Annotated in this window: 12 protein-coding genes; 5 read left to right on the top strand and 7 right to left on the bottom strand. The window is 73.2% G+C overall.

The features are described from left to right. Positions 1 to 103: 103 nt before the first annotated feature. Positions 104 to 838: a DedA family protein gene (locus ACZ402_RS16180; protein WP_375824098.1), complete on the bottom strand. Its 735-nt coding sequence runs from the start codon at positions 836 to 838 to the stop codon at positions 104 to 106. A 108-nt stretch (positions 839 to 946) separates the two neighbouring features. Further along, positions 947 to 2,110 (bottom strand): serine hydrolase domain-containing protein, encoded by a 1,164-nt coding sequence (locus tag ACZ402_RS16175; protein ID WP_375824099.1) that lies wholly within the window; start codon positions 2,108 to 2,110, stop codon positions 947 to 949. Positions 2,111 to 2,209: 99 nt separating this feature from the next. On the opposite strand from ACZ402_RS16175, the gene ACZ402_RS16170 reads away from it, so the two are divergent. Next, complete coding sequence (locus ACZ402_RS16170) at positions 2,210 to 3,226, top strand: LLM class flavin-dependent oxidoreductase (RefSeq protein WP_375824101.1); 1,017 nt, start codon at positions 2,210 to 2,212, stop codon at positions 3,224 to 3,226. Here ACZ402_RS16170 and ACZ402_RS16165 read toward each other — a convergent pair. The 4 genes from ACZ402_RS16165 to ACZ402_RS16150 all read right to left on the bottom strand — a co-directional run bounded on the left by ACZ402_RS16165 (position 3,220) and on the right by ACZ402_RS16150 (position 6,299). Further along, complete coding sequence (locus tag ACZ402_RS16165) at positions 3,220 to 4,860, bottom strand: polyamine aminopropyltransferase (RefSeq protein ID WP_375824102.1); 1,641 nt, start codon at positions 4,858 to 4,860, stop codon at positions 3,220 to 3,222. The two genes, ACZ402_RS16170 and ACZ402_RS16165, sit on opposite strands and share 7 nt — an antisense overlap. Before the next feature lie 2 nt (positions 4,861 to 4,862). After that, complete coding sequence (locus tag ACZ402_RS16160; RefSeq protein WP_047231757.1) at positions 4,863 to 5,096, bottom strand: DUF350 domain-containing protein; 234 nt, start codon at positions 5,094 to 5,096, stop codon at positions 4,863 to 4,865. 109 nt (positions 5,097 to 5,205) lie between these two features. Beyond that, positions 5,206 to 5,961: a DUF4178 domain-containing protein gene (locus ACZ402_RS16155; RefSeq protein WP_375824104.1), complete on the bottom strand. Its 756-nt coding sequence runs from the start codon at positions 5,959 to 5,961 to the stop codon at positions 5,206 to 5,208. Then, on the bottom strand, positions 5,958 to 6,299 hold the full coding sequence (locus ACZ402_RS16150; RefSeq protein ID WP_375824105.1) for an S-adenosylmethionine decarboxylase family protein: 342 nt from the start codon (positions 6,297 to 6,299) through the stop codon (positions 5,958 to 5,960). The genes ACZ402_RS16155 and ACZ402_RS16150 overlap by 4 nt, the downstream gene beginning before the upstream one ends. Positions 6,300 to 6,558: 259 nt before the next feature. Here ACZ402_RS16150 and ACZ402_RS16145 point away from each other — a divergent pair, with 259 nt between their 5' ends. The 4 genes from ACZ402_RS16145 to ACZ402_RS16130 all read left to right on the top strand — a co-directional run bounded on the left by ACZ402_RS16145 (position 6,559) and on the right by ACZ402_RS16130 (position 8,306). Beyond that, positions 6,559 to 6,906 (top strand): VOC family protein, encoded by a 348-nt coding sequence (locus tag ACZ402_RS16145; protein ID WP_375824107.1) that lies wholly within the window; start codon positions 6,559 to 6,561, stop codon positions 6,904 to 6,906. A 124-nt stretch (positions 6,907 to 7,030) separates the two neighbouring features. Further along, on the top strand, positions 7,031 to 7,381 hold the full coding sequence (locus tag ACZ402_RS16140; protein ID WP_375824108.1) for an STAS domain-containing protein: 351 nt from the start codon (positions 7,031 to 7,033) through the stop codon (positions 7,379 to 7,381). 167 nt (positions 7,382 to 7,548) lie between these two features. Continuing rightward, positions 7,549 to 7,818 carry a GlsB/YeaQ/YmgE family stress response membrane protein gene (locus ACZ402_RS16135; protein WP_053369168.1) on the top strand — a complete coding sequence of 90 codons (270 nt, stop codon included), beginning with the start codon at positions 7,549 to 7,551 and terminating at the stop codon, positions 7,816 to 7,818. Between the two features lie 26 nt (positions 7,819 to 7,844). Further along, positions 7,845 to 8,306 carry an ATP-binding protein gene (locus ACZ402_RS16130; protein ID WP_375824110.1) on the top strand — a complete coding sequence of 154 codons (462 nt, stop codon included), beginning with the start codon at positions 7,845 to 7,847 and terminating at the stop codon, positions 8,304 to 8,306. A gap of 91 nt (positions 8,307 to 8,397) precedes the next feature. Here the strand turns inward: ACZ402_RS16130 and ACZ402_RS16125 are convergent, their stop codons facing one another. Continuing rightward, positions 8,398 to 11,958, bottom strand: coding sequence for a LamG-like jellyroll fold domain-containing protein (locus ACZ402_RS16125; RefSeq protein ID WP_375824112.1), 3,561 nt, complete (start codon positions 11,956 to 11,958; stop codon positions 8,398 to 8,400). Positions 11,959 to 12,298: the final 340 nt, after the last annotated feature.

The raw sequence follows: 12,298 nt of genomic DNA, 5'->3' as shown, positions 1-12,298 counted from the left end.
CCGACCGCGCGGGCGGGCGGCCACGGGGCGCGGCCGCGACACGAGCGCGGGGACACCCGGCGTCGGGACGCTCCGGGTCCGGACCGTCAGGCGTCGGGAGCGGTCAGGCGTCGTCCCGGGCGGGAGACGAGGACCGCCCGCCGCGCGCGTGGGCGGGGCGCTCGTCGTCGTTCACCCAGCGCCAGACGCGCGTCACGACGAACCACACGACCGCGGCCGCGACGACCGCGATGACGACCTTCTGGAGCACGCCCGCGTACTCCTCCACGACGTGCCACTGCTCGCCGAGCGCGTACCCGGCGTAGACGAAGATCGTGTTCCACACAAGGCTGCCCGCGGCGGTGAGCGCGGTGAACTTCCACAGCGGCATGCGCTCGACCCCGGCCGGGATCGAGATGAGGCTGCGGAAGATCGGGATGAAGCGGCCGAAGAAGACGGTCGCGCCGCCGTGCTTGAGGAAGAACTGCTCGGTGCGGTCGACGTCCGCGACCTTGACGAGCGGCAGCCGCTCCGCGATCCAGCGCGTGCGCTCGCGCCCGACGAGCGCCCCGACCAGGTACAGCGCCAGTGCCCCGACGATCGACCCGGCCGTCGTCCACAGGATCGCCTCGACGAGGCCGAAGCTGCCCTGGCTCGCGGTGAAGCCCGCGAGCGGGAGGATGATCTCGCTCGGCAGGGGCGGGAACAGGTTCTCGAGCGCGATCGCGATCGCAGCACCGACCGGGCCCAGCGTCTCCATGAGGTTCACGGCCCAGCCCGCGACGCCGTCGAGCGCGGGCTCCGCCGTCGACGCGGCGGGCAGGGCGGCCGAGAGGGCGGTCGAGAGTCCGGAGGGCATGGTTCCCGAGCCTAGGCGAGCGACCCGACCCCGCTGGGCCGATGCGGGCCGGACCGTGTGGAGGTCTCGTGCGGAGGCGCGCGGAGTCTCGTGGCGTGCGGGGCCACCTCAGTCGCGCACCAGCGCGTCGATCCTCCGGACCGGGTCCCAGGCGCCCGCCTCGCCGTTGGAGACGACGACGACCGTCACGCCCGGCCTCCCGGCCGGCGGGAGACCGACCGGGACGGGTCCGCCCGCGTCCGGGTAGTGGCGCAGCATCGCGCTCGACCCGGTGTTGATCCCCTCCTTGTACGCGGAGCGCACGGAGCCGTCGGCGAGCAGCTCGAACTCGAGCCCGAACCCGTAGTGCACGCTCGCCGCGCGCTCGACGCCCTCGGCGTCCTTGTCGTCCGTCTCGTCCGTGTCGCCGTCGTCGTGCTTGACCTGCGGCGTGAGGAACGCGCGCGTGAGGTCGGGCGGCAGGAGCTCGCCGCCCCGGACCGCGGACCAGAACCGGGCGAGGTCGCGCGCGGTGACGTGCGCGCCGCCGTCGGGCGAGCCGACGGGCGGGTAGGAGTAGATGTTCTGCCGCCAGCCGGTGACGGGCCCCTCGTCGTCCGGACCCTCGCGGACGGGCTCCCAGCCCTCCGCGACGTCGGGCTCGGCCTCGTCCATGCGGAAGAACCCGGAGCGGTCCATGCCCGCCCGCGCGAAGACGTGCTCGCGGACGTGCTCGCGGTAGGTCGTCCCCGTGACCTTCTCCAGCGCGAGGCCCGCGAGGACGAACCCGACGTTGCAGTACCGGCAGCCCTCGCCCGGGGCGAAGTTCGGCTCCTTGTGGACGAACCCGGGCAGGAAGTCGGCCGTGCGCGTCACCGAGTAGCTCGGCCGGTCGACCCACAGCGCCTCGTACGACTCGCCCGCCTCCTCGTCGGCGTCGTCCGCGATGCCCGACGTGTGGGTGAGCAGGTGCCGTACCGTCACCTCGCGCGGGATCGTCGTGCCCTCGAGGTCCACGTGGTCGTGGATGCGGTCGTCGAGCCCGAGCCGCCCCTCCCCGACCTGCTGGAGCACCGCGACGGCGGTGAACAGCTTGGTCACGGACGCGACGTCGAACCGCGTGCTCGTGCGGACGGGCACGCCCCACCGGCGCGACGCGACGCCGTACGCGCGCTCGAACAGCGGGTCGCCGTCACGCTCGATCCGCACGACGCCGGAGAAGGCGTCGGCGTCGGCCGCCGCGCGCAGGTGGGTGTCGAGGGCAGCCAGGGCGTCGTCGTCGAGCGCGGTCATGCCACGACGGTAGGCGGACGACTCCCGGCGCGGCCAGGGCTTTGCGGGTGCCGGTGGCGGGCGCCGCCCCTGGGAGCGCTGTCAGAGTACGGTCGCGGTATGGCGACCTCGACGACCCCCGCGCTCGGCGTGATCCTGCCGCGCGAGCTGCCCGCCGACCAGATCGTGCCGTTCGCGCGCCGCGCCGAGGAGGTGGGCCTCGACGAGGTGTGGGTCGTCGAGGACCTCACGTTCCACGGCGGGATCGCGCAGGCCGCGACCGTCCTCGCCGCGACGCAGCGCCTCACCGTCGGCATCGGGATCCTGCCCGCCGCGACGCGCGCGCCGTCGACCGCCGCGATGGAGGCAGCGACGCTCGCCGCCCTGCACCCGGGCCGCCTGCACCTGGGCATGGGGCACGGCATGCCCGCGTGGATGCGGCAGATCGGCGTCTGGCCCGCGAGCCCGCTCGCGATGCTCGAGGAGACGACGTCGGCCGTCCGCGCGCTGCTGCACGGCGAGCGCGTCACGGCCTCGGGCCGGTACGTCACGGTCGACGACGTCGCGCTGCACGCCCCGCCCGCCTCGCCGCCGCCCGTGCTCGCCGGGGTGCGCGGCCCGCGCTCGCTCGAGGTGTCCGGCCGCGTCGCCGACGGGACGATCCTCGACATGCCCGTGACCCCGGAGTACCTGGCCGTCGCGCGCGGCGCGATCGACGCGGGGCGCGCGAGCGCGGGCGACGCCGCCCCGCCCGAGCACCGCGTCGTCGCCTTCTCCCTCGGCGCGGTGCACGACGACGTCGCGACCGCCCGCGCGATCGTCCGGCCGCACCTCGCCGTCCTGGGCGAGGCCGACTGGTCGGCGCAGATCGACCCGCTGCCGTTCGCCGACGACTTCCGCGCCCTGCGCGACGCGAGCGACTCCCCCGAGGCCTTCGCCGCCGCGATGCCGGACGCGTGGGTCGACGCGCTCGCCGTCGTCGGTCCGCCCGACGTCTTCCGCGCCCGGCTCACCGAGCTGGGCGCGGGCGGGGTGTCGAGCGTCGTGCTCGTCGCGACGAGCCCCGACCCCTCCCGCCCGGACGACCCGTTCGCGGCGCTCGACGCGCTGGAGGCGGTGGCGCACGCGGCTCAGTAGCGCCAGGCGCGCATGTCCTCCTGGTACGTGCGCTGCACGGTCGGGGACAGCAGGGTCGACGACGGCAGGTCGCGCGGCGGGTTGTCGGCGGGCAGGCGCGTGGTCGCGGCGAGCGACGCCGCGTCGTGGAACCGCAGCCCCTCCGGGAGGGGTGTGCGCGCGAAGAGCCCGGGGACGTCGTCGGGCTCCCCGATATCCCCGGCCCCAGGTGCCGCCGGCCCGGGGAGGGAGAGCGCGAAGCCCCACTCGCCGAACGACGGCACGTTGACCGTGAGCGGCACGACGGCCCGGTCGGGCGCTGCGGCGCGGACGGTCGCCACGACCTGCCAGAACGCGTCCGGCGTGAAGTAGGTGGACGTCGCCTGGGTCGCGAACGCGCCGCCGGGCCGCAGGTGCGCGGCGACCATGCCGTAGAACTCCTGCGAGTACAGCTTGGCGACGCGCTCGGTGGACGGGTCCACGAGGTCGACGAGCACGACGTCGAACGTCTGCGGGGTGTCCTCGACCCAGCGGAAGGCGTCGGCGTTGACGACCGTCACGCGCGGGTCGTCGAGCGCGTGCTCGTTGAGGTCGGTGAGGAGCCGGTTCTCGCGCGCGAGGTCGGTGACCGCGGGGTCGAGGTCGACGAGCGTGACCTCCTGCACCGAGTCGTACCGCAGCACCTCGCGCGCGAGGAGGCCGTCGCCGCCGCCGAGGATCGCGACGGACGCGGGCGCGGCCACGGACGTCATCGCCGCGTGCGCGAGGGTCTCGTGGTACCGGGCCTCGTCGACGGAGGAGAACTGGAGCTGGTTGTCCAGGTAGAGCCGGGTGTCGCCGCGGTACTCGGTGACGACGACCTGCTGGTACGCGCTGCGCTCCTGGGCCACGACCGGGTCCTGGTACATCCCGGCGCTGATGCGCGTCTCGAGCCACGTGGACGCGGCGAACCCGGCGAGGAGGACGACGAGCGTCACGCCGGCGAGCGCGGTCCAGCGCGGCGGGTGGCCCATGCGCGCGAGCATGAAGGCCGCGACGGCGACGTTGAGCACGGCGACGGCGAACGCGGTGCGGACGAGTCCGAGGTACGGCAGCAGGAGGAACGGGAACAGCAGCGACGCCGCGAGCGCCCCGAAGTAGTCGAGCGCGAGCACCTTCGACAGCAGGGAGACGGACCCCTCGCGCCCCCGCTCCTTGAGCACCGCGACCAGCAACGGGATCTCGACGCCGATCGCCGTGCCGATCGCGAGCGACAGGATCACGAACACGACCCACGCGAGCTCGGTCGACGCGTACGCCCAGAACAGCGCGAGCACCGACGTGCCGCCGAGGAGCGAGAGCACGAGTTCGTTGCGGACGAAGCTCAGCCCCGCGGTGCGCTGGAGCCGGGGCGCGAGGAGCGAGCCGAGGCCCATGCCGAACAGCGTGAGCCCGGTCGCGACGGAGAACGCGACGACGGAGTCGCCGAACAGGTACGACGCCGCCGTCCCGAGGATGAGCTCGTAGACGAGGCCCCCGACGGCGACGAGCAGCGCGGCGGCGAACACCGTCGGGCGGTCCATGCGGTGCGCGCGCCCGGCGCGGCCGGCCGCGGGGGCGACGCCGTCCTCGGGGGCCGCGGGCGCGTCGGGCGGGAGCTCTTGCTGGTCGAGCACGGTCAGGAGCTGATCGTCCCCGCGATGATGAGGCCGATCGCGACGGCGAGGCCCGCGATCATCACGCCGAACGCGACGTTGTGCTCGTCGACGAGCTCGCGGTGCAGGTTGAGCCGGAACACCTTGTTGGCGACCACGAGCGTGACGAGCAGCAGGACGATGCCGAGCGCCGAGTACAGGATGGTCGAGAAGAAGGACCAGAGGAACGCCAGCGGGGCGGCGGCGGTTGCGATCACGGTGTCTCCCGGAGTCAGGTCGTGGGGCGGTCGGGTGCGTCGGGCAGGAACGGCGGTCGGCGGCCGGGCACGGCGTCCCGCCCGCAGGGGCGTCCGACGGTCGGGCGGGTCACTTGCCGAGACCCCCGCCACCGCCGCCGTACACGGAGCGGCGCACGCACGTGCCGCTCTGCTCGGTGGTGGTCACCTCGCCGGACGGTGCGACGGTCTCGACGGTGCGCGGCGTGCACGCCCCCTCGCCCGTGGCGGCGCGAGCCGTGCACGACGCGACGAGCCCGACGAGCACGACGGCGGCGACCGCGAAGGCCACGAACCGCCCCCCGGGGAGCGTGCGCGGCGCGACGCGACGCCCGAAGAGGCGACGCTGCTCCGCGGCGTCGAGGCGCCGGCCGCGGTAGACGGCGGTCACGGGGCCGAGCGGGCCGGTCGTGCGCTCGATCGAGACGATCGTCCCGTGGGCCGAGAGGTCGACGTACTCCACCTGCTGCCCGACGACGAACGGCTCGGCGAACTGCCCCTCGACGTGCTCGACCCGGCCCGTGCCGCGCTCGCGCACGACGAGCGAGTACTGGCGCCCGTCCAGGCGCAGGCCGAGCGTGCGCCCGGTGTGCAGCGCGGAGAGGTCGACGACCGGCGGCCACGCCTCGGTCGGGTGCAGCAGCGTGACGTCGCGCGTGTCGTGGTCGTACTCGACCCAGACGTCCGCGCCGTCGTGGGCGAGGAGCTGCCACTCCTCCCACGTGAACGTGGTGCCGCCGTGCACGGTCGACAGCACGGCGACGGCGCGCGGCGTGGCGCGGTGTGGCGGCGCGCCGACGAGGTCCTCGCCGACCCGCATCGCGAGCCGCGGGCGGGTCCGGCTCACACGAGGCTCCGCACGGCGACGTCGGCCGCGCCCCATGCGTCGGCGAGCAGGGTGCGCACGTCGTCGGTGAACGTGGCCGACGCCGGGGGCCGGCAGGTCGTGAGCGTCACGTAGGCGGTGCCGTGCTCGGGCCACGTGTGCACGGCGAGGTGCGACTCGGCGAGGAGGATCACGACGCTCGTGCCCTGGGGCTCGAAGCGGTGGGACGCCTCGCCGAGCGGCGTCATCCCCGCGTGCCGCACGATCGCGTCGAGGCACCCGCGGACGGTCGGGTCGTCGTCGAGCAGCGCGGGGTCCGCGCCCGTCACGTCGAAGACGTGGACGAGGTTGCGCTGCACGCCCGCTCCCCCTTGTCGCGCTCCTCGGTCCGTGGCCCGCACGCGGGTGAGCGGCCCGCTGTCCGGTGGCCGCGCCGTCGGGCCGCGCACACCCTAGCCGACCGACGCAGCGGCGGGTGCGCTCAGTCCGGGCGCCGCGACCGGTCCCTACAGGAGTCAGGTCCGCACCCACGACGTGGAGGTCATCATGACCGCTCGGCTCAGCCCCTACCTGAACTTCGACGGCGACGCCCGCTAGGCCGTCGAGTTCTACGGCACCGTGTTCGGCGTCACGCCGGACATCAGCACCTACGACTCGATCGGTCCGGTGGACGATCCCGCGCAGGCGAAGAAGGTCATGCACTCCCAGCTCCCGATCGAGGGCGTCGGGACGCTCATGGCGTCCGACGTCCCGCCGGGGACGACGCTCACGGACCACGCGTCGGTCGCGCTGTTCGGCGAGCCGGCCGACCGCGACCGCCTGCGCGCCTGGTTCGCCGCGCTGTCCGACGGCGCACGGGAGGTCATGGCGATGGAGACGGCGCCGTGGGGCGACGAGTTCGGCATGCTCACCGACCGGTTCGGCGTCGGGTGGCTGGTGAACGTCGCCGGCGCCACGACGCCCTGATCGGGGCGCGCAGGTCCGGTTGCCCTCAGGCGTGCGGCGCGAGCTCGGAGGAGGTGCCCCAGGGAGCGAACGACACGGGTGGCACGTAGGGTCGTCCCGCTCACGAGACGGGAGACCTTCCACCATGACGGACGGAGCGACCGGCGGCGTCCAGATCGAGGACGACGCGCGGCACTGGGTGATGTGGGGAGAGATCGACTTCTCCGTCGCCCACGCGGTCAAGGAGCGCCTCGCCGCGACGATCGGCCACCGGCCGTGGACCATCGACCTCTCGCGGGTCACGTTCATGGACTCCGGCGGCCTCCATCTGGTGCTCATGGGGACGCGGACGGGGTACCGCCCCCGGCTCCTGCGCACGCCTGGGCACGTGCTCCAGCTGCTCGAGTTCAGCGGGGCGCTCGACCTCGTCGAGCTCGCCGAGACCGCTGCGGGCGCCCCGGACCCTGACCCTCCGCACGAGCGCTCGGCCGGCTGAGCCGCGCGCTCCCCCTCCCCGCCGCCCCTCGACGGGCTCTCCGCGGAGACGCGCCGCCCGACGCGTCGTCACGGGGGCCGGGCTGTCGGCGTGCGAGCTCCGGCAGCCCCTGCCATGCTGACGGACCTGGGGGCAAAACTCGCACAGCAGACAAAAAGGAGAAATCCATGGGTTGGCTCGCGTACATCGTCCTCGGCCTCGTCGCCGGTCTCATCGCGCGTGCGGTGCTGCCGGGAAAGCAGACGGGCTCGCTGATCATCACGATCCTGCTGGGCATCCTCGGGGCGCTGCTCGGTGGGTGGCTCGGCTCGGTCTTCTTCGGCACGGCGCTGGGTGACCTGGGCGACTTCCGGACCTGGCTCCTCGCGATCCTCGGCTCGCTGATCACGCTCGGGATCTACGGCGCGGTCACCAAGGGGAACCGACGCAACGCCTGACGGGCACCGACCGACCGGGGGGCTTCATGGACGACCTGCCGACCATCGCGGTCCCGACCGACGACGACGAGCTCACCGCCTCCCACCCGCCCGAGGGCTACCGCCCCGTCCGGGAGTGGGTGCTGAGCACGACCGAGGGGCTCTCGGCACTCCGTTCCGGAGTGGTCCAGGCTCTGGAGGCGGAGGGCGTGGTCACGACCGGGCGGCTGTCCGCCACCCCCGACACGCTCGTCCTCATCGCGTCGGAGCTCGCGACCAACGCACTGCGTCACGGGCTGCCGCCGACGATCGTGCGGCTCGCCCGCACCGACGACCGGTTCCTCCTCGAGGTCGCCGACCACGACGTCTCGCACGAGCCGGTCTACGCCGGGCGCCGCATCCCCGGTGCCGGGGGCGTCGGTCTCCACATGGCCCGCCAGCTCTCGCTGGACGTCGGGTGGTACCGCACCGAGACGGTCAAGACCGTGTGGGCGACGTTCGCCGCCTGACGGACGGCTCCACGCACGACACGACGCCAGGCCCGCCCCGTCCGGAGAACCGGACGAGGCGGGCCTGGCGTCTGCTGTCGGCGCCTGCCGGTCAGCCGCAGGTGGTCGCGTCGTACGGCGCGACGACCTCGGTGGAGACCTGCTCGCCGTCGACCGTGGCCGACGCCGTGACGGTCGCCTCGCCCGCCTCGACGGACGTGCCGCGCACCGCGAACGACTGGTACGCGTTCGCCCCCGGCGCCACGGCGCCGAAGGCCTTGGTCCCGAACGGCGTGTCGAGCGTGACGTCCACGGGGACGTCCTCGCCGTTCGTCGCGCGCACGGCCACGTAGGCCTTGCCCGCGAGGCAGCGCGTCTGCGCGGTGACCGTCACGTCGAGCTCCGGCTCCTCGCCGTCGTCGCCGGCGTAGACCTGGGCGACCTCGGCGTCGGACAGCGCCCGGTCGAAGACGCGCACGTCGTCGATCGTGCCCGGCCAGTAGTCGACGGGGTTGCCGCTCCACTGCCCGCGCCCGATCGTCAGCGGGCCGGACGGCGTGGTGCCGCCGCACACGTCGGACTGGCCGACGAGCTCGCCGTTGACGTAGAGCTTCAGCTTCTGGTCGGCCGCGTCGCGGACGCCCACGACGTGGTACCAGTCGCCCAGGACGGGCTGCACGACGTACTCGGCGCGCGGCTCGCCCTCGTAGGAGAAGGCCCACCGGCCGCCCCCGCCGTACTGGAGGTAGAACGCGCTCGAGCCGAGCGACGAGTCCTGGCCGACGATCGTCGACCACGCGCCGCCGGGCGTCTTGTCGAGCTGCGCCCACGCGGAGATCGTGTACGAGCCGGTCGTGTCGACGACGGGACCCTCGGTCGTGAACGACTGGTTCGTGCCGTTGAGCTTGATCGCGGACCCGGACTCGCCGTGCCCGGCGACCCAGGTGCCCGCGCCCGACGCCGGGTGGTCGCCCACGCCGTCGGCCGCCGTCGTGCCCTGGCCCTCGTCGAACGACCAGCGGCCCGTGCCGGTCAGGCCCGGGGTGCCGGGGTCGACGGGCGCGGAGCCCTGCTTCGCCGCCGCGACGACGCGCTCGTTGACCTCCTTGACGCGCGCGGCGTCCATCTTGAGCACGCGGCGGTCGTAGGTGTAGAAGCCGTTGAGCTCGTTCTCGACGTCGGAGATCTCGGTGTACACCGAGCCGGACAGGTAGCACTGCGCGGGCCGGACGAGCTTCTCCGTGTTCTGCACGTACGCGTCGGTCAGCGCCTCGCTGTTCGCGACGCCGCCGTACGGGTTGGCCGAGACGCCCGGCCACATGTGGCCCGGCACGCTCATCGAGAAGCCGCCGTGCTCGCCGTCGATCGCGGCGCGCGTGGCGTCCGGCTTCGGCAGGGCCGGGCCGGTGTACTGGTGCCAGTCGATGATGTCGCCCGTCTTGGAGTCACCCTTGGACGCGCAGCAGTTGTAGCCCGAGTGCGTGTTGAGGATGCGGCTCGGGTCGTACTCGTCGATCGTGTTGCCGATCCGCGCCGTGTCGGCGAGGTTCCACTCGCCCCAGCCCTCGTTGAACGTGACCCATCCGACGATCGACGGCACCGAGCGGTGCTGGTCGATGATGTCCTTCATCTCCTGCTCCCAGAAGACGCGGGACGCCGGGTTCGTGTCGCCGTTGTTGAACCAGCCGCTCGGGATGTCCTGCCAGATCATCAGGCCCAGCGTGTCGGCGTGGTAGTAGAACCGCGCGGGCTCGACCTTGATGTGCTTGCGCAGGGTGTTGAAGCCCAGGTCCTTGTGGGCCTGGATGTCGAACACGTACGCCTCGTCGGACGCGGGCGTGTAGATGCCGTCGGGCCAGTAGCCCTGGTCGAGCGTCGACATGAGGAAGGTGTTCTCGCCGTTCAGCAGGATGCGCTGGACGCCGTCCACCTCGGAGACCTCGATCGAGCGCATGCCCGCGTAGGAGGCCACCGTGTCTGTGGAGTCGCCGTCGGAGAGCGTGACCTCGACGTCGTAGAGGTACGGGTCCTCGGGCGACCACAGGTGCGCGTCCGGGATCTCGACCGCGAGCAGCTCGTTCGCGGCGCCGGTGACGGTGCCGACCTCGGCGCCCTCGGCGTCCCGCACGACGGCGGTCACCTCGGCGTCGTCGGACGCGGAGGCCGACTGCGTGGTCACCGCGAGCACGCCGGCCTCGACGTCGGGCGTCGTGACGACGGCGTCGATCGCCGCCGTCGGGACCGGCTCCATCCACACCGTCTGCCAGATGCCCGACGTCGGGGTGTAGAAGATGCCACCCGGGTTGAGCGTCTGCTTGCCGACGGCCTGGTTGCTGCCGTCCGTCGTGTCGACGGCGCGCACCACGAGCTCCTGCTCGGCGCCCTCGACGAGCGCGTCGGTGACGTCGAACGAGAACGACTCGTACCCGCCGCGGTGGGTGCCGACCTCGGTGCCGTTCACGTACGCGGTCGCGACGTAGTCGACCGCGCCGAAGTTCAGGCGCAGGCGGTTGTCGCTCCCGACCGCCCAGTCCTGCGGCACCTCGAACGTACGCCGGTAGAACATGTCGTCCTCGCGACGCTCGATGCCCGACAGCGCGGACTCGACCGCGTACGGGACGACGATCTCCTCGTCGAGGTCGCGGCCGCTCGGCACGGCGTCGTCGGACTCCGCCGCCTCGAACTGCCAGACGCCGTTGAGGTTCTGCCACGCGTCGCGCGTGAGCTGCGGGCGCGGGTACTCCGGCAGGGGGTTGGTGGGGTCGAAGTCGTCCGCCCACGGGGTCTGGATCCGGAACTCGGACCCGTTGGTGACCGGCAGGTTGAGCGAGCCGACCTTCTCGCCGCCGACAGTGAGGTCGCCCTCGCCGTCGTAGACCAGGCGGGCGGTCGACGCGCGGTCGACGGGCTCGGCGAGCGTGATGCCGAGGACGTCGCCCTGCGCCGCGACCTGCGCGACGGGCCACGCGAGCTGGTCCACCTGGACCTTGAGGTGGTCGACGAGGCTCTCGTCGACGCCGCCCGCGGCGCCCTGGAACGTCACGTTGAGGCTCGTGCCGTCGCTCTCGAGCGCGGCCTGCGCGGGGAAGACGACGAAGTCGTCGGGGTAGGTGAACGCGTCGGTCGGCACGATCTCACGTTCCTGCGACGGGCTCTGCCACCGCAACCGGAGGTGCGCGCCGCCGGTGTTCTGGAACATCTCCATGCGGAACGAGTACTCCTCGCCCGCCTGGAGCTGGACCGGGGCGGAGTTCTGCTCGACGTCCCAGTCGTCGACCCAGTGGTCGATGACGAGCTGGTCGTCGATCCACAGCCGGAAGCCGTTGTCGCCGATCGCGGAGAACGTGTACGCCTCGCTGTAGTCCGGCGTGATCTTGCCCGTCCAGCGCGCGGAGGTGCGCTCGCCGCGGCCCGTGAGCTCGGCGAACGTCGGGACCAGGTTGGGGAACTCGATCCGCTGGTCGGGGATCGTGGCCTTGAGGTCGGTGAGCGGCCAGCCGGGGCCGCCGGACAGGAAGTACTCGCCCTTGAGGCCGTTGTCGAGCGCGAGGTCCTGGGCCGCGACGTCGGTCGCGCCCGCCTCGTCCGTGGTCGTGGCCGCCGGCGTCGCGGTCGCCCCGACCGCCGTCGCCACGGCCAGGGGGACGGTCAGCGCGGCGGCCAGCGCCGCCACGACGATCCTCGCCGGTCTGCCCCGTGGTGGTGCTACCGCTGTCATGGACTGCATCCGTGCTTCCTCCTCGTCGAGTGAATCCAAGGACTGCTCCGACGCGGCGGCGTACCGGGCTCCCGTGTCCGGCGGTCGCCCTCCTTGGCGCACCGCGACGTCTCCCCAGAATCAAACAACTTCCACCAGAAAAAGACAACAGGTAACAGCACACGACATCGCGTGGCGGCGCCCACGGACCCGAGAAACGCCGAACCCGGGGTGGGGGGCCCCCCCCCCGCGCGGGGGGGGGGGGGGACCCCGGGGTGCGCCAGGTGGGGGGGGGGGCACCGGGGGGTTGAGGGCC

It is taken from the genome of Cellulosimicrobium sp. NPDC030954, from assembly GCF_055571305.1.
Note: the sequence above shows the minus strand (reverse complement) of the source record. Positions and strands in the feature narration are given on the sequence as shown.

Bases quoted from the DNA above. Each gene is read 5' to 3' on its own strand.
- ACZ402_RS16180 (WP_375824098.1), bottom strand. From the start codon at position 838: ATGCCCTCCGGACTCTCGACCGCCCTCTCGGCCGCCCTGCCCGCCGCG.
- ACZ402_RS16175 (WP_375824099.1), bottom strand. From the start codon at position 2,110: ATGACCGCGCTCGACGACGACGCCCTGGCTGCCCTCGACACCCACCTG.
- ACZ402_RS16170 (WP_375824101.1), top strand. From the start codon at position 2,210: ATGGCGACCTCGACGACCCCCGCGCTCGGCGTGATCCTGCCGCGCGAG.
- ACZ402_RS16140 (WP_375824108.1), top strand. From the start codon at position 7,031: ATGACGGACGGAGCGACCGGCGGCGTCCAGATCGAGGACGACGCGCGG.
- ACZ402_RS16135 (WP_053369168.1), top strand. From the start codon at position 7,549: ATGGGTTGGCTCGCGTACATCGTCCTCGGCCTCGTCGCCGGTCTCATC.
- ACZ402_RS16130 (WP_375824110.1), top strand. From the start codon at position 7,845: ATGGACGACCTGCCGACCATCGCGGTCCCGACCGACGACGACGAGCTC.